This is a genomic window from Stenotrophomonas maltophilia (genome assembly GCF_006974125.1).
Taxonomy (GTDB): domain Bacteria; phylum Pseudomonadota; class Gammaproteobacteria; order Xanthomonadales; family Xanthomonadaceae; genus Stenotrophomonas; species Stenotrophomonas maltophilia_O.
In genome coordinates this window covers 1,748,395-1,771,738 of record NZ_CP037858.1, presented here as the reverse complement: position 1 = coordinate 1,771,738, position 23,344 = coordinate 1,748,395, and the positions used below count along the sequence as shown (strand labels likewise).

Annotated in this window: 16 protein-coding genes and 1 pseudogene; 12 read left to right on the top strand and 5 right to left on the bottom strand. The window is 66.8% G+C overall.

Annotation, left to right across the window (positions count from 1 at the left end; translation table 11 throughout):
* Positions 1-7: 7 nt before the first annotated feature.
* From EZ304_RS08015 to EZ304_RS08005, 3 genes are all read right to left on the bottom strand, one after another.
* Positions 8-2,365 (bottom strand): family 20 glycosylhydrolase, encoded by a 2,358-nt coding sequence (locus EZ304_RS08015; RefSeq protein ID WP_142806755.1) that lies wholly within the window; start codon positions 2,363-2,365, stop codon positions 8-10.
* Between the two features lie 111 nt (positions 2,366-2,476).
* Positions 2,477-5,185 carry a TonB-dependent receptor gene (locus EZ304_RS08010; RefSeq protein WP_099551109.1) on the bottom strand — a complete coding sequence of 903 codons (2,709 nt, stop codon included), beginning with the start codon at positions 5,183-5,185 and terminating at the stop codon, positions 2,477-2,479.
* A gap of 143 nt (positions 5,186-5,328) precedes the next feature.
* The gene (locus tag EZ304_RS08005; RefSeq protein ID WP_099551110.1) at positions 5,329-6,348 is read right to left on the bottom strand and encodes a glucokinase family protein; all 1,020 of its coding nucleotides are present in this window, start codon (positions 6,346-6,348) and stop codon (positions 5,329-5,331) included.
* A gap of 377 nt (positions 6,349-6,725) precedes the next feature.
* Between EZ304_RS08005 and EZ304_RS08000 the strand changes: the two genes are divergently transcribed.
* From EZ304_RS08000 to EZ304_RS07950, 11 genes and pseudogenes are all read left to right on the top strand, one after another.
* Positions 6,726-8,015 carry a sugar MFS transporter gene (locus EZ304_RS08000; RefSeq protein WP_142806754.1) on the top strand — a complete coding sequence of 430 codons (1,290 nt, stop codon included), beginning with the start codon at positions 6,726-6,728 and terminating at the stop codon, positions 8,013-8,015.
* 39 nt (positions 8,016-8,054) lie between these two features.
* A complete protein-coding gene (locus EZ304_RS07995; protein ID WP_142806753.1) occupies positions 8,055-9,122 on the top strand; it encodes a LacI family DNA-binding transcriptional regulator in 1,068 nt (355 codons plus the stop codon).
* 7 nt (positions 9,123-9,129) lie between these two features.
* A complete protein-coding gene (locus EZ304_RS07990; RefSeq protein WP_099551112.1) occupies positions 9,130-10,158 on the top strand; it encodes an SIS domain-containing protein in 1,029 nt (342 codons plus the stop codon).
* Positions 10,158-11,306: an N-acetylglucosamine-6-phosphate deacetylase gene (gene nagA, locus EZ304_RS07985; RefSeq protein ID WP_142806752.1), complete on the top strand. Its 1,149-nt coding sequence runs from the start codon at positions 10,158-10,160 to the stop codon at positions 11,304-11,306. Before EZ304_RS07990 ends, nagA begins: the two co-directional genes overlap by 1 nt.
* Positions 11,306-12,373: an acyltransferase family protein gene (locus EZ304_RS07980; protein WP_099551114.1), complete on the top strand. Its 1,068-nt coding sequence runs from the start codon at positions 11,306-11,308 to the stop codon at positions 12,371-12,373. Before nagA ends, EZ304_RS07980 begins: the two co-directional genes overlap by 1 nt.
* A gap of 312 nt (positions 12,374-12,685) precedes the next feature.
* A pseudogene (locus EZ304_RS21220) lies at positions 12,686-15,722 on the top strand (autotransporter outer membrane beta-barrel domain-containing protein).
* A 223-nt stretch (positions 15,723-15,945) separates the two neighbouring features.
* Positions 15,946-16,983, top strand: a complete 1,038-nt coding sequence (locus tag EZ304_RS07970) for a S41 family peptidase (RefSeq protein ID WP_099551116.1) — start codon at positions 15,946-15,948, stop codon at positions 16,981-16,983.
* Between the two features lie 3 nt (positions 16,984-16,986).
* Entirely contained in the window at positions 16,987-17,322 is a 336-nt protein-coding gene (locus tag EZ304_RS07965; protein ID WP_142806751.1) for a hypothetical protein, read from the top strand.
* Between the two features lie 49 nt (positions 17,323-17,371).
* Entirely contained in the window at positions 17,372-17,806 is a 435-nt protein-coding gene (locus EZ304_RS07960; RefSeq protein ID WP_049429399.1) for an SseB family protein, read from the top strand.
* A 137-nt stretch (positions 17,807-17,943) separates the two neighbouring features.
* Positions 17,944-18,897, top strand: a complete 954-nt coding sequence (locus tag EZ304_RS21105; RefSeq protein ID WP_024957024.1) for an RHS repeat-associated core domain-containing protein — start codon at positions 17,944-17,946, stop codon at positions 18,895-18,897.
* A complete protein-coding gene (locus tag EZ304_RS07950; protein WP_142806750.1) occupies positions 18,894-19,301 on the top strand; it encodes a hypothetical protein in 408 nt (135 codons plus the stop codon). Before EZ304_RS21105 ends, EZ304_RS07950 begins: the two co-directional genes overlap by 4 nt.
* A gap of 85 nt (positions 19,302-19,386) precedes the next feature.
* Here EZ304_RS07950 and EZ304_RS07945 read toward each other — a convergent pair whose 3' ends face one another.
* A complete protein-coding gene (locus EZ304_RS07945; protein ID WP_142806749.1) occupies positions 19,387-20,607 on the bottom strand; it encodes a multifunctional CCA addition/repair protein in 1,221 nt (406 codons plus the stop codon).
* 92 nt (positions 20,608-20,699) lie between these two features.
* The gene (locus EZ304_RS07940; protein ID WP_142806748.1) at positions 20,700-22,685 is read right to left on the bottom strand and encodes a transglycosylase SLT domain-containing protein; all 1,986 of its coding nucleotides are present in this window, start codon (positions 22,683-22,685) and stop codon (positions 20,700-20,702) included.
* A 206-nt stretch (positions 22,686-22,891) separates the two neighbouring features.
* Here EZ304_RS07940 and EZ304_RS07935 point away from each other — a divergent pair, with 206 nt between their 5' ends.
* Positions 22,892-23,284, top strand: a complete 393-nt coding sequence (locus EZ304_RS07935; protein WP_260678375.1) for an ExbD/TolR family protein — start codon at positions 22,892-22,894, stop codon at positions 23,282-23,284.
* Positions 23,285-23,344: the final 60 nt, after the last annotated feature.

Here is a 23,344-nt window from a genome sequence, read left to right as displayed (position 1 = left end):
CCTGCGGTCATTTCCCCAGCGTGACCTCGTCCAGCACCCACATCGCCGGACGCGTGTCGCCGGTAAAGTTGATGCACAGGTCACCGGTGCCCTGCGTGCCCTTCGGCAGCGTGGCCTTCAGCGTCACGAAGCCATCGGCATCCGGCGTGGCCGGCAACGGCACTTCCGCCAGCACCTTGCCGCTGCAGTCGCCACGACGCACGAGCATCTCGCCGTGCGCCCGCTTGGCCTTCTCGAAGCGACGCTTGGGTTCGTCGTGGGCCAGCTGGAAGTAGTATGGAATGCGGCCGGCACGCACTTCCACACTGCCGATGCCGTCCAGCTGCGCCTGCGGCCAGCGCCAGCACGGCTGGAAGATGTCGACGTTGAACACCGCACGGTTGCCTTCGCGTGGGCCATCGTCTTCCAGGCGCAGCACCAGGCCCTTCTTGCCCACGCAGCTGAGCAGCTCATCGCTGCTGCGGCTCAGCAGCGACTGCGCGGTGAATGCGGCGATGGTCGGCTTCGCGGCCAGCATCTGCCCCTGGTAGAACGCGGCGGCCTGCACGGTGGTCGGCAGTTGCCCGGTCAGCGGCTGCTGGTACAGCGGCGACTGCGCGCTCACCGGTTGGCCATCGGTGCTGTAGCGCACTTCATAACCCAGCGGATTGGCCAGCGACACCGTCACCGTGTTGTCCGCGCGATTGTCGGTGTAGTCCACGCCCACTTCGAACGGCGTCTGCGCATAGGCCAGGCCCCAGGCACGGTAGCGCTGCAGCTGCGCCGGCAGGCGCGCGAGGAAATCGCGGAAGTCACGATGTTCCGTCGTGCTCCAGCCGGTCTCGGCCACGGCGGCCAGGCGCGGGAACAGGTTGTGCTGCAGGCGCGCATAGCTGCGCGTGTGCTCGGTGAACATGTTGGCCTGCAGGCCGAGGATGTGCCCACGCTTGTCGGCGGCCAGCTCGGCCGGCACCGGTTCGAAGTTGTACAGCTTGCCGAGATTGACCTGGGTCGGACGGCCCGGCGGCTCGTTCGGCGAGGCGGTCTGCAGGTAGTCCAGGTACAGGTAACCCACCGGCGACATGATCACGTCATGCCCGGCACTGGCCGCAGCCAGGCCGCCTTCGGTGCCCTGCCAGGACATCACCGTGGCCTGCGGCGGCAGGCCCCCTTCGAGGATTTCGTCCCAACCGATCAGGCGCCGGTCGTGCTCCTCCAGGAAGGTTTCCAGGCGCTTGATGATGTGGCTCTGCATGGCCATTTCATTCTTGATGCCCAGCACACGCATGCGCTGCTGCACCTGCTTCGAGGCTTCCCACTGGTCCTTGACCGCCTCGTCGCCACCGACATGCACGTACCTGGCCGGGAACAGGTCGATCACTTCTTCCAGCACGTTCTCGAGGAAGGTGACGGTGCTGTCTTCCACATTGAACAGGTTGGGGAACACGCCCCATTCGCTGATCGGCTTCAGCGGCGTATCGATGCTGCCCAGTTCCGGATACGCAGCAATCGCGGCAGTCGCATGGCCCGGCACATCGATTTCCGGGATCACCTGGATATGCAGCTTGGCGGCGTAGGCGATCACCTCGCGGATCTGGTCCTGCGTGTAGAAGCCGCAGTACGGATGTTCCTGGCCACTGACCGGATCGATGCCGCCGTCACCTGCAGGCAGGCGGCAGCTGCCCACTTCGGTCAGCTTCGGATAGCGCTTGATCTCCATGCGCCAGCCCTGGTCATCGGTCAGGTGCCAATGGAAGGTGTTGAGCTTGTGCGCAGCCATCGCATCGAGCACGCGCTTGATCTCGTCCAGGCTCTGGAAGTGACGGGCGGAGTCGAGCATGAAGCCGCGCCAGCTGAAACGCGGTGCGTCCTGGATCTGCACCGCAGGCAGCACGCCGTTGCTGCCGCCGGTGGCGAGCTGGGCGAGGGTGGTCGCGCCATAGAACAGGCCGGTTTCGTTGCCTGCCTGCACCACCACGCCCTGCGCGGTGCTTTCCAGCGTGTAGCCCTCACCGCTGTCGCGGAAGGTCGGGACGATCTCGAAACGGATGCCGCCGCTCCTGGGTGCGGCCTTGCCCTTGGCCAGTGCCAGGCGTGGCCCGCCGCTGCGGGCCAGCAGGTCGGCGAACTGGCTGGCGACGCGCTGCGCTGCTTCGCCTTCTGCGTACAGCACGGTGTCGGCGCGGACGGTGATGCCGCTGCCCTGGCCGCGCTGCACGGTGGCCGGGGCCGGAATCAGCATCAGGCTGCCGGCGCGCAGCTGCGGGCCGGGCGCTTCAGCGGCGGGAGTGGGATCGGCGGCGAGTGCCGGCAGTACCGGCAACAGGGCGAGCAGGCTGCCCAGCAGCACTGCGCTGCGCATCCGGGCGCGGGAAGGCTTGACCATCGGTACGACTCCTTGGAACGGTGCGATGAACGCTATACATGAAAAACGCCGGGCCCGGAATGACCCAGGCCCGGCGTGCGTGCACGACTCGGCGATGTTGCCGCCGCTGGATCAGTACTTGAAGCGGAAGTTGAGGTAGTACTGGCGACCGTTGCTGTAGAACGAGGTCGGGATGGCCGCGGTCTGGTAGTACTTGTAGGTCGGGTTGTTGAGGTTCAGCGCATCGAAGCTGACGCTCAGCCAGTCGGTGGCCTTGTAGCTCAGCGACGCCGACAGCGTGCCGAAGTCATCCTGGTAGTACGGGTTGGCACCGGACAGGCCGATCAGGAACGACGAGCGGCGGGTGTAGCTGAGGCGGGCACCGAAGGTGTCGTTCTCGAAGTAGGCACCCACGTTGTAGGTGTTCTTCGAGGTGCCCAGCAGGTTGTCGGTGCCGTCGGCCCAGGTGTGCGAGGTGCTGCCATCGGCGTAGGTGTAGTTGGCGTTGACGCCGAAGTACTCGCCGATCGGCTGCTCATACGCCACTTCGAAGCCGCGCACCTTGCCGTCGGCATTCTTCGGACGCGAGATGTTGTACTCCTCGAGGCGGTTGGTCAGCTCGCTGAACAGCATCTGCTTCTCGGTGCTGAAGGCCACATAGTCCTTCAGGCGCATCGAGTACGCACCCACCGACAGCATGCCGCGCGGCATGAAGTACCACTCCAGGTTGGCGTCGAAGTTGGTCGACACCACCGGCTTCAGCTTCGGGTTGCCGCCGCCACCGGTGCGGTTCAGGTCCGAACCGTAGGAGGAGGCGCCCAGCGCCGAGAAGTCCGGCAGGGTCTGGGTCTGCGAGGCTGCCAGGCGCAGCACCAGGTCGTCACGCAGGTCGTACTTGAAGTTGGCGCTCGGCAGCACGCGGTTGTGCTTGTTCTCGAAGGCTTCGCGGGTCCAGGCACCGAACAGGCTCTTCACGTCCGGCACGGTCGAGCCGATGGCCGCCGCGTAGGTGTCGATGTCCTGCTTGATGTTGACATAGCGCAGGCCGACGTTGCCGCTCCAGCGATCACCGCTGAAGTTGCCCTGCACGTAGGCGGCGAAGTTCTTCTCGGATACCTTCCACTCGGCGCCGTAGTTGTGGCGGCCGGTCGGGCCGTCATTGCCGGCCAGCCAGGTGGAGTTGTTGGTCACCGCATCCTTCAGTGCACCCGGGGTGAAGTACCACAGGTCGCGCGGGAAGCTGCCACCGATGCCGTTGGCGAAGCCGCCCGGGAAGTTGGCGGTCGCACCGTTCTTCAGCGCATCCCAGATCGCGCCCGGGGTTGCGCCTTCCGGCGACTGGGCCTCGCGCTTGTGGTCACCGAAGCGGGCACCGAAGTCGATCGAGTTCAGCACGCCAGCGTCGGCGAAGTACTGGTTGAAATCGAGGGTGGCCCACTTTTCCTTGTCGATCGCGGTGACCTGCTGGTTGCCCCAGGTGCCGAAGTCGGTCACACCGCTCGGGCCGATGTTGCCACCGACGTTCCAGTCGATCGGCGAGCCGTTGCCGTGGGTTGCCCAGGTGGCGCCGCCACCACGGGCCAGGTTGACTTCGGCGATGTACTGGCGCGGCGTTTCGCCGGTGCCCTTGGTGCTGCCAGCCTGGAACTTCATGCCCAGGTTGTCGCTGATCTGCCAGTCGGCATCGAAGGTGATGTAGTTGGTCTTGGCCTTCGACTCGCGGTAGATCATGTCGTACACCGCGTAGTCGCGGTCGGCCTGGCCGGCGAAGGTGGCGTTGGACAGCACGCCATCCTTGACGACGTAACCCGGATTCGGGGCCTGGCCCGGAATCAGGATCTTGTTGCCATTGGCATCTTCAACGGTGCGGTCGTTGAGGATGCGGCCGCCCCACAGCATGAAGTTGCGGTTGTAGTTGTTCGCCTTCAGTTCCGAGCTGAAGCCTTCCAGGCCCAGGGTCAGGTTGTCCATCGGCTTGAACTGCAGCGACACCAGGCCGCCCTTGCGCTCGCGGGTCTGTTCGAACAGGGTCGAGCCGAGCAGGCCCGGCGCGTACACGCCGGCCAGGTCCGGGTTGGACTTGGCCACGGTGCCATTCGGATCGATCTGGAAGAAGCCGCCCGGGATTTCCTGCGCTTCGCGGCGCAGCTCGCGCTTCTGGCTGAAGGCCTGCACCATCACGCCGAAGTTGCCTTCGTCGTTCTTGTAGTTGAACAGGGCCGACAGCTGCGGGTCATTTGACTTGGCCTGGTCCGAACGCACCATGCCGATCGAGCCTTCCGCGGTGAGCTGCTTGGAGAACTCCAGCGGCTTGCGGGTGAGGATGTTGACGGTACCGGTGGTGCCGCCGTCCTGCAGCTTGGCCTGCGAGGACTTGTTCACTTCCACCGAGCGCACCAGCTCCGACGGCAGCAGCGAGTAGCTGACGCTGCGGCCGACGTTGTTGCCCTGGCTGAGCACGAACCAGTCGGCCGAGCCGACGGTGTGGCCATTGATCAGGGTCTGGGTCAGGCTCGGGCTGGTACCGCGCAGGCTGACACGGTCGGCTTCGTCGAAGCCGCCTTCGTCGGCGCTGGACGAGCTGATGTTCACGCCCGGCAGGCGCTGCAGGGTGTCGGCGACGTTGTGCGCGGGCAGCTTGCCCACGTCTTCGGCGGTGACCACTTCCACGCGCGCATTGGCTTCGCGCTTGGTGTCCAGCGATTTTTCCATCGACCCACGGATGCCGGTGACCTGCACGGTATCCAGGTCGGTGGCGGTCTGGGCGGCCTGCTGCGCATGCGCACTGAAGGCGATGCAGCTGACGATGGCGGCCGAAAGCAGGGTCTTGCGGGTGTTCATGATGTCTCTCCTCATCACTCGATTGGATGCCGGCGGCGGTGTTCGGTTACGGTTGCGAAGACATGCGCGGGGCGGCGGCGAAGTCCCGTGCGTTGGCGTGCCACGTACTGCGTGCTGCGATTGCGTTGAAGCCTGTTGCGGTGTCAGGCGGCCGACTGCTGCTGCAGGTACCAGCTGGCAGCGCCGACCACGCCCAGCTGGCCGTGTTCGACGACCTTCACCGGGATGCGTGCCAGTGCTTCGCCCATCGGCCCCTTCTGCAGGTAGCGTTCGACGAAGGTGCTGGCGTGCAGGTATTCGCGGATCTGCGGCAGGATGCCGCCGGCCAGGTAGACGCCACCATGGGCGCCATAGAACAGGGCCATGTCGCCGATGGTGCTGCCGAGCAGCCCGCAGAACACATCCAGCGCCTGGCGCGCATGCGCATCGGTATCTGCCATGGCCGCGGCGGTGACTGCATCGGGGCTGGCCAGCGTCGGCACCTGACCCTGCAGCGCACACACCGCGCGGTACAGGTTCATCAGGCCGGGGCCGGAGATCGCATGCTCGATCGACACATGGGCGCGGTCGCGCTGCATGTGGCGGACGATGGCCATTTCCAGTTCGGTGCTTGCGGCGAGGGTCGGCTGGCCGGCTTCCGTGGGCAGTACCACCGGGCCGTGCGCGGTGGGGATCCACAGCGCGGCACCGAGGCCGGTGCCGGGGCCTACCACCAGGGTCGGGCCGCGCGCAGCGGTCTCCGGCCCGCACAGGTGCAGCACGCCACTGGCGTCCACCTGTGCGGCGGCGTAGGCCACTGCCTCGAAATCGTTGACGATGTAGACCCGCTGCAGGCCGACATCGGCTTCCACCTGGCGCGCGGACAGCGGCCACGGCAGGTTGGCGGTGATCACCGTGCCGTCCTCGCGGGCATAGCCGGCGCTTGCGACCACGCAATGCGTGGGCCGCGGGCCTTCACCCAGGAAGTCGGACAGGATCGCGCTGAGGCCGCCGTGGTCGGCGTTGCGGTACTTGCGGTATTCCAGCACCTGCACCGGATGGGCGGCATCACCGCTGGCCTGGACCCGGGCCACGCGCACATGGGTGCCACCGACGTCGGCGGCCAGGAATGTCGGCGCGACTCGGGACAGGACATGGGCCGGGGCGGGGTGGCTGGCGGTCACGCGGGCTCCTGCTGCAGGTGAGGCCGGCCCCGGGTTCGGGGGCGGCGATTGGGGCGGAGTCTGTAACCCCGCTGACAACGATGTCAACGAGTTCGTGACACTTTCGTTGCTGCGTCGCAACGAATGCGGCGTGCAGTAAACGTTTACATGACGTGAGCATGGGTTTCACGCGGGAACCGTTGCTGCACGGGGCTCAAGGGCTGTGGCGCATTCAGCACGACGCGTTGCGATCGGGTTGCGCAGTGCAGCACGAGGCTCATGCGGCCTTGCATGGAAGTTGACAAACCGCCGTTGTCCACCGAAAGAATGTGACAACGTTGTTCCCAGCCACTCTCCGACGCCGCGTTCTGCGGCCGTCGCCGCAGGAGCCCTTCCCGATGTCCGCCGTCTCCGCTGCAAGCGCGCGCCCGAACGTGGCCACCTCCATCGCCATCGTCGGCGTGCTGTTCTTCCTGATCGGCTTCTTCACCTGGCTCAACGGCCCGCTGATCACCTTCGTCAAGCTCGCCTTCGAACTCAGCGAGGTTGGTGCCTTCCTGGTGCTGATGGTGTTCTACCTGTCCTACTTCTTCCTGGCCCTGCCGTCGTCGTGGATCCTGCGCCGCACCGGCATGAAGAAGGGCCTGAGCCTGAGCCTGCTGGTGATGGCCGGGGGTGCCGCGTTGTTCGGCGAATTCGCCACCCAGCGCTGGTACCCCGGCGCACTGGGCGGCCTGTTCGTGATCGGCAGCGGCCTGGCCCTGCTGCAGACGGCCATCAACCCGTACATCTCCATCCTGGGGCCGATCGAAACGGCGGCGCGGCGCATCGCGCTGATGGGCATCTGCAACAAGATCGCCGGCATCCTGGCGCCGATCCTGATCGGCACGGTGGTGCTGCATGGCATTGGCGATCTGGACGTGCAGGTGCAGGCGGCCGATGCCGCGACCAAGGCCGTGCTGCTGAACCAGTTCGCCGCCAAGATCCACGCCCCGTACCTGGCCATGGCGGCGCTGCTGGTGGTGCTGGCGGTGGCGATCCTGTTCTCGCCGCTGCCGGAAATCAAATCGTCCGAAGCCAACGCCACGCCGGTGGCCGCCGGTGCGGTCGAGCGCCGCAGCATCTTCCAGTTCCCGCACCTGTGGCTGGGCGTGCTGTGCCTGTTCGTGTACGTGGGCGTGGAAGTGATGGCCGGTGATGCCATCGGCACCTATGGGCATGGCTTCAACCTGCCGCTGGACGAGACCAAGATGTTCACCGCATTCACCCTGGGCGCGATGCTGGTCGGTTACGTGGTCGGCCTGCTGGTGATTCCGCGGGTGGTATCGCAGTCGCGCTACCTGACCCTGTCGGCGGTGCTGGGCGTGGTGTTCTGCCTGGGCGCGTGGGCAACGCACGGCTATGTGTCGGTGGCCTTCGTGGCCCTGCTGGGCTTTGCCAACGCCATGATGTGGCCGGCCATCTTCCCGCTGGCCATCCGCGGCCTGGGGCGCTTCACCGAAACCGGTTCGGCCCTGCTGGTGATGGGTATTGCCGGTGGCGCGATCATTCCGCAGCTGTTCGCCCTGCTCAAGCAGCACATCGATTTCCAGCTCACCTTCGTGCTGCTGATGGTGCCCTGCTACCTGTACATCCTGTTCTATTCGGTGATCGGCCATCGCGCCGGCCTGCCGCAGGACAAGGCCTGATCGGCGATGATGGACGGCAGCCAACCCCAGGGAAAACCCATGCGCAGAGCGACCATCAAGGACGTTGCGGAGAAGGCCAAGGTCTCGCTGAAGACGGTCTCGCGGGTGATCAACAACGAGCCCTCGGTGATGCAGGCCACCCGTGCGCGGGTGCTGCGTGCCATCGCCGAACTCGACTACGAGCCCGATCCGTCCGCGCGCAACCTGCGCAGCGGCACCACTTTCGTGATCGGGCTGGTCTACGACAACCCCAACCCGTACCACATCATCGGCGTGCAGAACGGCGTGCTGGCTGCGTGCCGCGAGACGGGTTTCGGCCTGCAGATCCATCCCTGCGATTCCAGTTCGCCACTGCTGGCCGATGAACTGGCCGACTGGGTGCAGCGCTCGCGTCTGGCCGGGCTGGTGCTGACCGCGCCGATGTCCGAACGCCGCGACCTGATCCAGGCGCTGACCGCGCGCGGCATCAAGCTGGTGCGCATCATCGCCGCCACCGAAGACCCGGCCGACGGTGCCTGCGTGTTCGTGGACGACCGCGAGGCCGCCTACGAGATCACCGAGCACCTGATCCAGCTGGGTCATCAGCGCATCGGCTTCCTCTGGGGCGGCAGCTCGCACCGATCTTCGGGTGAACGCTACGCCGGTTACGAAGCCGCGCTGAAGGGCTACGGCATGACCGTGGACAAGCACCTGGTAGTGCAGGGCGACTACACCTTCGACGATGGTTTCCGCGGCGCGCGCCGCCTGCTGGCGCTGCGCGAGCCGCCCACCGCCATCTTCGGTTCCAACGACGAGATCGCTGCCGGCGTACTGGCCGCTGCCAAGTCGGCCGGCATGAACGTGCCGTACGACCTGTCCATTGCCGGTTTCGAGGACAGCCCGTTCTCGCGCCAGTCGTGGCCGCCGCTGACCACCGCCAAGCAGGCCACCGAGGACATCGCCCGCCACGCCGCGCGCCTGCTGATCGCGCAGCTGCGCAGCGACGCCTACGACGATGCGCCGGCACCGCTGCACAACCAGGGCTTCGTGCCGCAGCTGGTGGTGCGCGGTTCGACCGCGCCGATGCGCCCGGCCGGCGCACGCCCCCTTCCTTCCGATCCTGCCTGAGCCTGCCATGTCGCTGTCAGACCCCACTGCCACCCTGATGTTCGCCGAGGCCGCTGAAGCGGCCGACGTGGTTGCCCGCCAGTTCTCGCGCAACCACGCCACCATGGAAACCCTGGCCGCCAGCCTGCGTGCTGCGCCGCCGCCGTTCGTGGTCACCTGCGCACGCGGCAGCTCGGACCACGCCGCTACCTACGGCAAGTACCTGCTGGAAACCCAGCTGGGCCTGGTGGTCGCGTCGGCCTCGCCGTCGGTGGGGTCAGTCTATGCCGCGCCACTGCAGCTGCGCGGCGCACTGTTCATCGTCATCTCGCAGTCGGGCAAGAGCCCGGACCTGCTGCGCAATGCCGAGGCGGCCAAGGCCGCCGGTGCGCGCGTGATCGCACTGGTCAACGTCGAGGACTCACCGCTGGCGCAGCTGGCCGACACGGTCATCCCGCTGCATGCCGGTGCCGAGAAGAGCGTGGCAGCGACCAAGAGCTACCTGGCCTCGCTGGCTGCGCTGCTGCAGCTGGCTGCGTACTGGAAGCAGGACAGCAGCCTGCGCAGCGCCCTGGACCTGCTGCCCGATGCCATGCGTGAGGCGTGGCAGTGCGACTGGAGCGCGGTGACCGAGGGCCTGGTCGAGGCCACCAACCTGTTCGTGCTCGGCCGTGGCCTGGGCCTGGGTGCGGCGCAGGAAGCGGCGCTGAAGTTCAAGGAAACCTGCAGCCTGCATGCAGAGGCCTACAGCTCGGCCGAAGTGAAGCACGGCCCGATGGCGCTGGTTGACCGTGGTTTCCCGGTGCTGGCCTTTGCCCAGCCCGATGAGACCGGCGCCGGCACCCGTGCGGTGGTGGAGGAATTCACCTCGCGTGGCGCGCAGGTTTGGCTGGCCGGTGCAGGTGGCAACCTGCCGGTGGCTGCTGCGCCGCACCCGCTGTGCGCACCGCTGCTGACCGTGCAGAGTTTCTACCGTGCGATCAACGCGCTGGCGCTGCGTCGTGGCTTCAACCCGGACCTGCCGCCGCACCTGAACAAGGTGACGGAGACCGTGTAATGGCGACCGTGCTGCGCAATGCCCGCATCCTGGCGGGCGACGACTTCCGCGATGATCTGGCGCTGGTGATCGAGAACGGGCAGATCACCGCCCTGTTGCCCGACGCTGCACCGCGGCTTGGCCAGGCTGATCAGCAGGTGGACCTGGAAGGCGGTTGGCTGCTGCCCGGCTTCATCGACGTGCAGGTCAATGGTGGTGGTGGCGCACTGTTCAACAACACGCCGGACGTAGCGGCACTGCGCACCATCGCGCAGGCCCACCGCCGTTTCGGCACCACGGCGATGCTGCCGACCCTGATCAGTGATGACCTGGCAGTGATGCGCGACGCAATCGCGGCGATGCGCGAGGCGATCACGCAGGGTGTACCGGGCGTGATCGGCATCCACCTGGAAGGCCCGTACATCGCGCCGGCGCGCAAGGGCACGCACGATGCCAGCAAGTTCCGCGTGCCGGATGAAGAAGAAATCGCGCTGGCGGCATCGCTGGACAACGGTGTGACCGTGCTGACGCTGGCGCCCGAACGCGTGCCGCTGGAGACCATCCGTGCGCTGGTCGAGCGTGGCGTGATTGTTGCTGCCGGGCACACCGCAGGTACCTACGAAGAGATCCGTGCCGGACTGGATGCCGGTGTGCGTGGCTTCACCCACCTGTACAACGCGATGTCGCCGCTGCAGGGGCGTGAGCCCGGCGCGGTGGGTGCCGCGCTGGAAGACCGCGACAGCTGGATCGGCATCATCGTCGATGGCGTGCACGTGCATCCGGCCAGCCTGCGCGTGGCGTTGGCGGCCAAGCCGCGCGGCCGCCTGCTGCTGGTGACCGACGCAATGCCGCCGGTCGGCGCCGACGATCCCAGTTACGTGCTGTATGGCGAAACCATCACCGCCATCGACGGCGTGGTGCGCAATGCCGCCGGTTCGCTGGCGGGTTCGGCGCTGGACATGGCCACTGCGGTGCGCAACACCGTGCAGCTGCTTGGCCAGCCACTGGCCGAAGCCGCGCGCATGGCATCGACGTACCCGGCGCAGTTCCTCAACGTCGATGATCGCCTGGGCCACATCGCCGAGGGCTACCAGGCAGACCTGGTGCTGCTGGATGACGCCCTGCAGGTGCGCGGCACCTGGATTGCCGGGCAGTACGAGGCCGCCTGATGAACAGTTCGCCGCCACGCCGGCTGGGCTCGATCGATGCCCTGCGCGGCATCACCGTGGCGGCGATGCTGCTGGTCAACAATCCGGGCGACTGGAGCGCGGTGTTCGCGCCGCTGCGTCATTCGGACTGGCATGGCTGCACGCCCACCGATCTGGTGTTCCCGTTCTTCCTGTTCCTGGTCGGCGTGTCGATGGCCTTCAGCGTGGCGCCGCGCGCGCTGGACGCGGCGGCGCGACCTGCACTGGCGCGCGGCGTTCTGGAGCGCGCGCTGCGCATCCTGGTGGCCGGTGCGCTGCTGCACCTGCTGATCTGGTGGGCACTGGATACGCATCACTTCCGCATCTGGGGCGTGCTGCAGCGGATTGCGGTATGCGCGGCGCTGGTGGGTGTTCTGGCGGTGTGTGCGCGGCCGCGCGTGCAGGCGGGCGTGCTGGTCACGTTGCTGGTGGGGTACACGGTGCTGCTGCTGGGCATCGGTGAGCTGGCGCCGTGGACCAACCCGGCCAGCCGTCTGGATACCGCGCTGTTCGCACCGTGGATCTATCAATGGCATGCCGATACCGGGCTCGGCCATGATCCCGAAGGGCTGCTGAGCACGCTGGGTGCGCTGGCCAGCACCGTGCTTGGCCTGCTGGCCGGTGGCCTGCTGCGCAGCGGACGTGCCGGGGCGCTGGCCGGGCTGGGTGTGGCGACCGCTGTGCTGGGCCTGCTGTTGACCGTGGTGCTGCCGTTGAACAAGCAGCTGTGGACGCCCAGTTACGTGCTGTGGACCGGCGGCCTTGCGGCGCTGGCGCTGTGGCTGGGCCACGTGCTGATCGACCAGAAGGGGTGGCCGGCACTCGGCAGGCGCTTCGGGGTCAATGCGATCACCGCGTACCTGGGGGCATCGGTGATGTCGGTGGTACTGATGGCGACCGGTGTTTGGGGGTGGGTCTGGCAGCAGCTGGCCACCGCGATGCCGCAGGCGCTGGAGCTGGCGTCGATGCTGCAGGCGCTGGCGTTCGTCGCGCTGTGGTGGGGCGTGGCGTGGTGGCTGGATTGGCGGAAGATCTATCTGAAGATCTGACGGCGCCTCATCCACGCATGGCGTGGAACTACTGGTGATGCGCTTCATTGCCTCGTGACGTGGATCAATCGGGCGGGGTGCGATGGATCAGTAGATCCACGCCATGCGTGGATGCTTTGCGCGTGATTCTCGAATACCGGAAAAAATGAACGATTTCAGCCACATCACATCGGCGTGAGGGCTGGGCGATTTCACATCTGAACTGTGATTTCCCGCACGCAAGTTCACCTATCGAAACGGTTCACCACACGGCAGACTGCAAGCGCAGTGCCGCACATACGCAGTTCCTGATTTCCCGTCCAGGAGTGCCCGATGTCCCGTGCCGTTCCGCGTGCGTTCCGTCCGCGCCGCCTTGCCGTTTCCGTGCTGCAGGCCCTGACCGTCCCGTCCATCATGCTGCTGACCGCCGGCGCGGCCTGGGCTGGCTGTGACACCGTCGCTCCCGTTGCGGGCCAGACGGTCACCTGTGATGCCAACGCGCCGAATCCTCAGACGGTGCCGATCACCGCCACGAGTGCGGCCGGCATCACCGTCAACGTCGCCAGCGGCGCGCAGCTGCAGCAGAGCGGCGGCGCCGGTGCCATCGCCCTGGTCGGTGCTGGTGGGCACCTGCTGTCCAACCTGGGAGCGATCAGTTCGGTCGGCGGCGTGGCCGTGCAGCTCGGTGGCGGCAGCCGTGTCGAGAACACCGGCAGCATCAGTACCGGCAACAACATCGCCCTGCAGTTCGTGGGTGCGGGCGACAGCGTGCTGGTCAACCGCGGCACGATCAGCGGGCGCACCGGCGTGCAGTCCGGTGCCGGCAATGATCGCCTGGAGATGCAGGCCGGCAGCATCTCCGGCGGCGTATTGCAGGGCGATGGAAACGATGTACTGCTGCTCAGTGATGGCACGATCGACAGTGTCGACCAGGGCGGCGGCGATGACCAGATGACCGTCACCGGCGGCACCGTCACCGGTGTGGTGGTGCAGGGCAGCGGTCGCGATGATTTCGTCATGAGTGGCGGCACGATCGGCGCGCTGCAGCAGGGCGACAACATCGATACGTTCCGCATGAGTGGCGGCCGCATCATCGGCGCGTTCGAGGATGGCGACCAGGCCTGGATGACCGCTGGCCGCATCGGCCGCGTCAACATGAAGCTGGACAAGAATCTGTGGGACCAGTCCGGTGGTACGGTTGACGGCAACGTGGTGACCGGCTTCGACACCGATACCATCATCATCTCGGGCACGGCCTACATCGGCGGCAACATCAGCGTCAGTGGGGGGCAGCGACAGCGTGACCATCACCGATGGCACCGTGCGCGGGCAGGTACTGCTCAGTACCGGCAACGATACATTCAACTGGAGTGGCGGCGGCATCGTCTACGGCGCGATCGACATGGGGCCGGACAACGACGTGGCCAACCTCAGCAGCCTCAACCAGGGCAACCTCGGTGCCGTGCCGCTGTTCGACGGTGGCAGCGGCGTGGACCAGCTCAATCTCAACAACGTCAAAACCGCTGGCGTCAGCCGCTTCCAGAACTGGGAAACGATCAACCTGGCCAACAGCACCGAGCTGACCTTCGATGGCGATCTGGTGCTGGGTGACAGCGCATCCGGCACCGGCATGCTTACCGTGGATGACACCAGTACCCTCTACGCAGGCAGCGGTGGGCATGCGATTCGTCCTTTCAACAGCGTCGCACTGGTGGAGGTGGTCAACGGCGGGCGCATCGATCTGACCGGCACCGGCGCCGGCGACGTGTTCACCGTGCGTGGCAACTACCGCGGTGACGGGGGTGGCCTGTACCTGCGCACCGTTCTGGGTGCGGATAATTCCACCAGCGACCGCCTGGTGATCGATGGCGGTACCGCCACCGGCACCACCGGCATCGGCGTGCTCAATGCTGGCGGCAGCGGTGCTGCCACGCTGGCCGACGGCATCCTGGTGGTGCAGGCCTTGAACGGCGCGAGTACGGCACCCGGTGCGTTCTCGTTGTTCGCGCCGGTAGCAGCCGGCGCCTACGAGTACTTCCTGTTCAAGGGCGGTGTCAGTGCCGGCACCGGCGAGAACTGGTACCTGCGTTCGACTCTTGTGGCCGGACCGACGCCGGCGCCAAACGGAAGCGGTATCAATGGCGTGCCGCCGCCGCCGCCGCCGACGCCCCCCGTCGCACCGCCGCCGCCGATCACCCCGGCACCGCCGCCGCCGCCTGAAGGCGCCACCGATCCAGACCTGACTGCCGGCGAGACCGCGCCACCGCCGCCTCCACCGGAGCCCGCCCCGGTGGCACCGCCCAGTGACCCTGCCGTGCCGGACGTGCCGGTGGCCGGCGGCGCACTGCCCGGCACTGGCACGCCGCCGACACCCGGTGCGCGTCCGGCCGAAGGCGCGGTGGTGCCGCTGTACCGCGTGGAAACCGCGGCCTACGCTGTGGTGCCACCGTTGCTGCGCGAGACCTCGCTGGCCAGCCTCGGTACCTTCCACGAGCGGCAGGGCGAGCAGCGCCTGCTGTACAACCAGGGTGCGTTCCGCACCGCCTGGGGCCGTCTGGTGGGGCAGAGCAGCGAGATCCATTGGAAGGGGGATGCGCAGCCCGGCTTCGATGGCGATGTGATGGGCCTGCAGGCTGGCCTGGATGTGTGGGCAGCGGCCAGCGACAGCCACCGCAACCAGATCGGCGTATTCGTCGGCCGCACCCGCGCGCAGGGCAGGACCACGGGCCTGGCGCTGGGCTGGGAGAACGTGCAGGTGGGCCAGAACCGGCTGGATGACAAGCACGTGGGCCTGTATTGGACGTTCACCGACAGCCGCGGTGGCTACATCGACGCCGTGGCGATGCAGAGTCGCTACGATGGCCGGGTAAGCTCGTCCCGTGGTCTCGGCTTCGGCGTGAGCGGCGACGGCACCAGTGTGTCGGTGGAGGCCGGCAAGCCGCTGCTGCACTTCGGTCAGTCCGCATGGTGGCTGGAACCGCAGCTGCAGGTGATCTGGCAACGCACCTCGCTGGATGACCGCCGCGATGAGGTCTCGAGCGTGCGCTTCGACAATGACAACGCCTGGACCGGCCGCATCGGCCTGCGTCTGGCCGGTGATTACCAGCTGGCCGACAACGGCTGGCAGCCGTATTTCAAGCTCAACTACTGGCATGGTCGTTCCGGCGAAGACCGCATCCGTTTCGACGACGACGTGATCATCAATTCGCAGCGTTCGCGCGCGCTGGAAGCCGGTGTGGGTGTGGTCGGCCGTTTCAACCGCACCATCAGTGCGTACGCGGTGGCTGACTACACCCGTGAACTGGGTAGCGACCGCAACGAGAAGCGACGCATCATCGAAGGCAACATCGGCCTGCGCGCGGACTGGTAGCGCGCGGTACGGGGGTCATGACCCGCTCTGGTGGGTGTCGATCTTGGTCGGCACGAATCTTCCCGTGGTCATGACCCTGTAGAGCCGAGCCATGCTCGGCTGCTTTGATCGTGTCCCATGCAGCCGAGCATGGGCTCGGCTCTACAACGGCTATCCGCGCAATGGCGGGCATGATTCGCCACGGTTATGCTGTGGACCTGACCCAACGACAAGGAAACGTCGCATGCGGATGTGCAAGGGAGTGTGTGGGATTGGTGCGCTGACGCTGTCCCTTCTGGCAGCCAATGCAACAGCCGCCACCGCGTCCACCACCGAAATACCTTCGCCGGAAGCGCAGGTACAGATCCTGGATCTGCTCGAGCATGAAGCCTTGTATCGGGACAAAGTGGACTGGCCTGGCACCCGCACACGACTGCAATCGGTGCAGGGTGACCCCGTGAAGCGGCTGGCGTTGCTGCGCGAAGCCATTGCGGTCAGCACGGGCAATCATGGCGTATGGACGACGACCCAGCGCCAGAGCGAATCCCTTGCGCGCGCGCAGCAGGTCGGCGCCGCTGCCGTGGAAAAGGCCAAGGCCGCCGATGCGGTGGATGCGCGCATCGGCTGGCTGGTCATCGAGGGATATGCCTCCACGCCCGGCGCGACGCCACAGGAAGCGTTCCGTCAGAACATCCAGCGCGCCGCGCGGTGGCAGCAGGTCATCCGCGGCAAGGACGACGGCATGCGCTGTGGCTGGATCGTCGACCTGCGTGACAACAGCGGTGGCAACATGTGGCCGATGCTGCTGGGCATGGCACCGCTGCTGCGCACCTCGGTGGTGAACAACGAAGATGTGGGGTCGTTCGAAACCGCACAGGGGCCGGAGCGCTGGACGTTGACCGCGACCGCCGTGCAGCGTGCAGGCAAGCCGGTGCTGGACTTCGGCCAGACCGGCTATGTGCTGCGGCAGCCTGGCGCGCCGGTGGCGGTGCTGTTCGGACCGCGTACCGGCAGTTCGGGCGAGGCCTCGGCACTGGCGTGGCGTGGCCGCGCGCAGACGCGCAGCTTCGGCCAGCCGACGGCAGGGGTCTCGACTGGCAACAACGTGCGCACACTGGCCGATGGCAGCCGCCTGTTGTTGACCACCACCGTGATGCGCGACCGCAATGATCGTGGTGATGGGTTGAAGATCGAGCCCGACCAGCGCATCGAGGGCGATGCCGCCACTTTGGCCGCCGCCCAAGCCTGGCTGCTGGCCCAACCCGCCTGCACGGGCAACTGATCCATGATCCTGATCGGCCAGCAGGAGCGGGTGGTGGTGGTCGGCCCAGCCGAAGCCCACCACTGCCTGCACTGCCAGACGGAAACCGACTTCGCCCCCCAGCTGCGCTACAAGATGGCGCGCATCGACCTGCTGTTCGGCTTCACCCACCAGCGCCGCTACGAGCTGGCCTGCACCCAATGCGAACACGGCTGGGTGCTGGACACCGAGTCCATGGACCAGCAGCTGGGTGGGGTGCCGATTCCATGGCGGCACCGCTTCGGCCTGCCGCTGATGCTGATGGGGGTGGCGGGGCTGGCGTCCGCCGGGTGGATGTGGCGGCACGGATACATCGGTTGAGGACTGGGCCTGTTAAAGTCTGCCCTGCAATCACGTACCGGAACCGACCATGGACCACGACACCCCGTTCGACCCCCTCAACGACCTCGAGGTGCGCCTGCTGCAGGCACAGGACGGCACGCTGACCGCGTCGCAGTTCCTCGACGGCCTGCTGACCTCGACGGCGTTCGTGCTGCTGGACAAGGCCATCGGCGAAGACGGTGCCTGGGACGAGAGCATCTCGCCGCTGGTGCTGACCAGCGAAAGCGGCGAGCCGATGTTCGCGGTGTTCACCGCGCCCGAGCGCGCCGGCCTGTGGCACGAGCAGCTGCCGCAGTTCGCCCATGCCATGCCGATCGCGGTGCACGCGCTGCTGGCCGGTATCGGCGACGGCGTCGGCCTGGTGCTGAACCCGGGCCTGGACGTGGGCATGGAGATGATTCCCGATGCCGTGGCCCAGCTGAAGCAGCGTGCGGCGGCGATCACCCGCGGCATGGCGCACTGAGCCAGGAACCACGTTCGGCAAGGGGCGCATGAGGCTGCAATGCTCTGCACGAAACGGGCAGGGCAGGCGAGCGGCAGGGAAAGTGGGCACGTGCGGACCCAGGGGGCATCCCCCGCTCATGGGGGAGGCAGTTCAGGATGGACCTGCTGGAGAACGGAATGGTGGCTTCGAAGCTGCGGCTGGCGTTGTTCGCATCGACTTCACTGATGTACAGCGCCATTGCCGGCGCACAGGTCGTCACCTACGTCCATACCGACGCCCTCGGGTCGGTTGTCGCTGAAACCAACGGGGCGGGCGCCGTCATCACACGCTATGACTACGAACCCTACGGAGCCGCGATCGGTGAAGGGGTGGCCGATGGTCCCGGCTATACAGGGCATGTAAGCGACGCGGCCACCGGGTTGAGCTACATGCAGCAGCGGTACATGGACCCACAGCTGGGAGTATTCCTGTCGGTGGACCCGGTGACGGCATATGGACAGCCGGTCGGGCAGTTCAACCGCTACCACTACGCCAACGGAAATCCCTACCGGTTCACGGATCCGGATGGACGATGCCCGGAAGGGGCCGGCCGGTCCACGTGCATCGATGCCAGGCGTTTCGACCAGAGCCGATCAAGTGGCCTGGACATCCAGCTTTCGGCGCAGACGGAGAAGACCGCTCTGGCCAACACCGATTCGGTGAGAGTCGGTAGTGGCAACCGGGAGAAGGCTGTCACCATCGAGGCAAGCAGCAACGGTACCGAGTCGATCCGGGTGGATCCATCAATGGCGACGTCCTCGGATGCTTCCGGGTTCTATGCGGAACTGACGCCGACCGCCGATACCGTGGCTGTGATGCACGGCCATCTGGAGCAGAGTGGCCTGGTGGATCGGCTGACACCAGGAGATTCCGGTCCCCTCGTGAGCCCGGGAGTTCCCAACATCACGGTGGACAGCACGGGTTCGCGGGTCGGTGTGCGTGAGCTGGTCGACGGCAAGGTGCAATTCCGGATGATTCAGGGCCGCATGACGCCGACCGAGCAGCGGCTCATCCAGCAGAACATCACCAAGCAGCAGGAGCTGTTCTACCTGCCAGGAAGTGGGCGATGAAGTGGTTCCTGCCTGGCGTCTTCCTGTTGTTCGCAACCGTGGCCGGGTGTGCAACTTCCGGGCAGGCACCTTCCCCCAACCCGGCGGCGCTGCTGCCAAGCAAGGCCATCAAGGGAAGTGCGGAGCTGGATGGGTCCCAGGTGGAGCTTCGCGGCTACCTGGTGGCACAGTTCGAGGATCGTGGCATCTGGGACAGCAAAGCGGAGTACCGCCGGTACAACAGTGAAGCAAGCTGTGTGTCGCTTTTGATCCCCAAGCGCATGATTGACCAGGTTGAACGACGCTCTGGTGCCTACGCGACCATCAGGGGGAAACTGATCGGGGACCTGCGATCCCGAGGGACCGTGCTGCTGGGTGGATGCAATGTTGTGGCAATTGAAGTCCAGGAGTTGGGTGAGAACTGACTCCTGTGGCGGCAACCTGGGGTTGCCGGCCAGCGGCCGGCACTACCCATGACGCTCCACGCGCGCCCGGTACGGCCGTTGAGAATCAGCGGGCGGCGGCAATCGCCTTCACCCGTGCCTTGGCCAGGGCTTCGCCGATGGCCGGGCCCTTCAGATGGGTGGTATCCAGATCCCGCGCCTGTACTGACAGTGCCGCCTGGTGCAGGCGCTTGAGCGTCTCGCCCTGCGGGTAGTCGGCGTCCTCGAAGCCGAGGCGGCCACGCTTGTCAGCTTCGCAGCAAAGCGCGATACGCGCCACGCGTTCGGGGCGGCGCAACGCATCGCAGCGGCCAAGCAGTTCCAGCACCGTGGTGTCGCGCAGTTCGTCGATGCGATGCACGTTCAAGTGCTCGCGACAGACCGCTTCGGCCAGCTGCTGGTGCTCGGTGGGAACCTTCAGCCGTGCGCACAGTGCCTTCAGCGGCTTCACGCCACGCTGCTCGTGCATGATGTGGCGCGGCCATTCTTCCGGCGGCGTCAGGCCCTTGCCGAGATCGTGGGTGAGCGCGGCGAAACCGACCAGGTCATCGCCCGGTGCGAGCTTCGCTGCGATGTCGCTGACCATTTCCTGATGGATGCCGGTGTCGATCTCCGGATGGAACTCGGCGCGCTGCGGCACGCCGTACAGCGCTTCCAGCTCGGGCAGGATCGGGCCCAGTGCCTGTGCATCATGCAGCGTGCGCAGGAATGCCGAAGGTTGCGCACTGGCCAGCACCTTGCGCAGTTCCTGCCACACCCGCTCCGGCACCAGTGCATCCAGTTCGCCACTGGCGGCGATCTCGCGCATCAGGTCCATGGTTTCCGGCGCGACGGTGAAGCCCAGCGGCGCAAAGCGCGCCATGAAGCGGGCCGCGCGCAGCACGCGCAGCGGGTCTTCGACGAAAGCGGGACCGACGTGGCGCAGCACACGCTGTTCAAGATCACGCACGCCGCCGTAGGGGTCCACCAGATGGCCGGTGTCTTCGTCGCAGGCAATGGCGTTGATGGTGAAGTCGCGGCGCTGCAGGTCGTCTTCCAGCGTTACTGCCGGATCGGCATCGACCACGAAGCCACGATAGCCGCGGCCGGACTTGCGCTCGGTGCGCGCCAGTGCGTATTCCTCACCGGTTTCCGGGTGCAGGAACACCGGGAAATCACGACCCACGGCGGTGTAGCCCAGCGCTTCCATCTGCGCGGGCGTGGCGCCGACCACGACCCAGTCGCGGTCACCGGCAGGGCGCTGCAGCAGGCGGTCGCGCACGGCGCCGCCAACAAGATAGATCTTCATGGGGGGATGATCGCACGGTAGTGCCGGCCGCTGGCCGGCAACCCCGGAACATTGGCCGATGCCGGCCAGCGGCCGGCACTACCGCAGTGTGATCAATCCCCGCCCTGGTCGGCATTGGCGGCGCAGCTGAAGCTCTTGCGCTTGTCGACCAGGCGGCCCATCAGGCGGTCGCTCAACGGCAGGGCATCACCATTGAGGCGCCAGTCGTAGATCACGCTGAAGGCCAGCACGCGGGCCACGTACTCGCGGGTTTCCTTGTAGCTGATGGTCTCGATCCACAGGTCCGGGTCAAAGCCCGGGCGCTGGCCCTGCCAACGCGCGGTCGGGGTCGGGCCGGCGTTGTACGCGGCGATGGTCACGTACGGCAGGCCGTCGTACTTGTTCATCAGCTGGCGCAGGTAGGCGGTGCCGATGGCGATGTTGGTGTCCGGGTCGTACAGGCTGTCGGCGCCGCCGTAGCCGGTCAGGCCGATCGACCTGGCAACGCCGGCACCGGTGGCCGGCAGCACCTGCATCAAACCCATGGCATTGGCAGGCGAGCGCGCGCGCGGGGTGAAGGTGCTTTCAGCGCGGATCTCCGCGGCCACCCAGGCCGGGTCGATCGCATTGCGTGCTGATTCACGGCGGATGGTGGCGTCGTGGTGCAGCGGGAAGCGCAGGTCGTACAGGCGTTGCTCCTGCGGTTGCTTGCCCAGTGCGAACACGGCGCGATCAAACCAGCCGTTGTCCTGCGCCACGCGCACGGCGAGGCGGCGCTGGGTGTCATCGAAGCGCGACAGCGCGCTGTTCCATTCGGCCACGGCCCAGCCGGTGCGGTCGATCTGGTAAAGCGCCATCGCGCGCTGGATGGCCGGGTCACGCGCGATCACCGCCTGTGCCTGCGCACTGTCGTTCGGCTTCCACGGACACAGCGTGTAGCCCTGCTGCAGTTTGTCGGCGGCCAGGAAGCCGTGGAAGGTGGGCGCACGCGCGGCGTCGCGGAACAACGGCTGTGCCTGCGATGCCTGACCGGTCTTCTCCAGCATGCGGCCTTCGAAATAGGCCCAGCGCGAATCGCTGCGCTGCTTGCTGCCCATCTTGCGGATCGCGGTCAGTGCCGCCGGCCAGTCGCCGCGCGACATTGCTTCGCGAACACGCCATTCGTGCAGGCGTTCGTCATAGGCCGATTCGGGCACCGCATTGAGACGGCGCGCTGAATCCGGCAGGTAGGAGGCCACGGTCCACAGGGCGATCTGGTACAGCACCTGGCCCTGCTGGGCGGCGCTCAGGCCGAGGGCCTGTGCGTACTGCGGCAGCTGTTGTTCGGTGGCGCCCGGATCGGCTTTGGCCAGTTTTTCCAGGCCATCGGTGGCGATGCGCCGGCTGCGCTCGTTGCGTGGCCAGTTCAATGCGCCGGTGTTGGGCTTGTCGACGAAGGCGGCGTAACTGTTGGCCTGCGCCAGGTCCGCGGCGGGCAGGCCGCGTGCAGCGCTGCGCATCACCGCCGGCTGCTGTGCGTCGGCGGCGGCATCGATGCGCTCCCAGCGCAGCGCATCGCTCAGGCCGCCCTGTGCCTGCAGCACGGCGAACACCGCGTCGCAGCCGTCCGGCAGCGACTTGCCGTTCTTGCGCCACAGGTCCTGTGCTTCGCTGATCCACTGCGGATCGACCTTGCCGGTGACCTGGCGTGCGGTCAACTGCGCACAGCGCAGCCCGACGTTGTCGGTGGGGGCCCAGTTGGCCAGCAGGGTCGGCCAGTCCTGGCGGCGCGCAACCGAAGGCAGCCACACGCTGCGGAAGGTGGTGGCCACGGCCTGGCCGTCGTAGCGCTTGAGGAAGGCCTGGGCCTGCGCGGTATCGACCGTGTCGATGTTGCGGCGCAGGTTGGCGTACTCCAGCCAGCCATAGGCCGGGTGGCGACTGAGCGCACCAGCCTGGCCGGGATCGAACTGGCCGCGTTCGGCAGCAGCGATCGCGGCTTTCAGCTGCGCGTTCTGGGCGTCGAGGGACTGGGCGTTGGCGCAGCCGATCAGCAGCGTGGTGGCCAAGGGCAGCAGGGACAGGGCAGTGGGAGTGCGTCGGGTCATGGCGATCAGCATAGCGGGGGCTGGCTGAATTCAGTTTCGCATTGTGTGCACGCCCTGGGGTGGCATTGGCGTGCCTGATCGACGTGGTCCGGGCGGGGCAGCGATACCAGGCCCGCACGACGTTCGTGCGATGATCCCGGCAATGTGCGGGCTGCCACTGACGGGCCGCTCTTCCTGCGATGGAGCGCGGTATGCGATACGAATCCAGTCCGGCGAATGTGCTGATCGCCAACATCAACCTGGCACCGTTGGTGGATGTACTGCTGGTGCTGCTGGCGCTGGTGATCATCACGCTGCCGATGGCCAGCACGGCTGTCATACAGCCGTTCCAGCAACGTACCGCCTGCCCACCCGGCCTGGGACAGTCGACGCCCGTCCCGATTGATCTGCGTATCGACGCCGTCGGTGGCCTGTTCTGGAGCGATCGGCCACTGGATGATGCAGCCCTGCGGCAGGTGCTTGCCCGGGCCCGGCAGCTGCCTGAGGCGCGGCAACCGTCGGTGCGCCTGGTTACCGCCGATGGCACCGATTACGGCGACCTGATCCGGGTGCTGCGGATTGTCAATCAGCACGGCCTGCGTGTGGTTGCGCTGAACGACCCGCCGCGGTAACTGGATCCTCTCTGGCATTCGGCGAGCGCTGTCGTAGTCACCATGGTGCGCATGGTTTCG

Bases quoted from the DNA above. Each gene is read 5' to 3' on its own strand.
- EZ304_RS07945 (WP_142806749.1), bottom strand. From the start codon at position 20,607: ATGAAGATCTATCTTGTTGGCGGCGCCGTGCGCGACCGCCTGCTGCAG.
- EZ304_RS08015 (WP_142806755.1), bottom strand. From the start codon at position 2,365: ATGGTCAAGCCTTCCCGCGCCCGGATGCGCAGCGCAGTGCTGCTGGGC.
- EZ304_RS21105 (WP_024957024.1), top strand. From the start codon at position 17,944: ATGGACCTGCTGGAGAACGGAATGGTGGCTTCGAAGCTGCGGCTGGCG.
- nagA (WP_142806752.1), top strand. From the start codon at position 10,158: ATGGCGACCGTGCTGCGCAATGCCCGCATCCTGGCGGGCGACGACTTC.
- EZ304_RS07965 (WP_142806751.1), top strand. From the start codon at position 16,987: ATGATCCTGATCGGCCAGCAGGAGCGGGTGGTGGTGGTCGGCCCAGCC.
- EZ304_RS07995 (WP_142806753.1), top strand. From the start codon at position 8,055: ATGCGCAGAGCGACCATCAAGGACGTTGCGGAGAAGGCCAAGGTCTCG.
- EZ304_RS07940 (WP_142806748.1), bottom strand. From the start codon at position 22,685: ATGCTGATCGCCATGACCCGACGCACTCCCACTGCCCTGTCCCTGCTG.
- EZ304_RS07950 (WP_142806750.1), top strand. From the start codon at position 18,894: ATGAAGTGGTTCCTGCCTGGCGTCTTCCTGTTGTTCGCAACCGTGGCC.
- EZ304_RS08010 (WP_099551109.1), bottom strand. From the start codon at position 5,185: ATGAACACCCGCAAGACCCTGCTTTCGGCCGCCATCGTCAGCTGCATC.
- EZ304_RS07990 (WP_099551112.1), top strand. From the start codon at position 9,130: ATGTCGCTGTCAGACCCCACTGCCACCCTGATGTTCGCCGAGGCCGCT.
- EZ304_RS07970 (WP_099551116.1), top strand. From the start codon at position 15,946: ATGCGGATGTGCAAGGGAGTGTGTGGGATTGGTGCGCTGACGCTGTCC.
- EZ304_RS07960 (WP_049429399.1), top strand. From the start codon at position 17,372: ATGGACCACGACACCCCGTTCGACCCCCTCAACGACCTCGAGGTGCGC.
- EZ304_RS07980 (WP_099551114.1), top strand. From the start codon at position 11,306: ATGAACAGTTCGCCGCCACGCCGGCTGGGCTCGATCGATGCCCTGCGC.
- EZ304_RS08000 (WP_142806754.1), top strand. From the start codon at position 6,726: ATGTCCGCCGTCTCCGCTGCAAGCGCGCGCCCGAACGTGGCCACCTCC.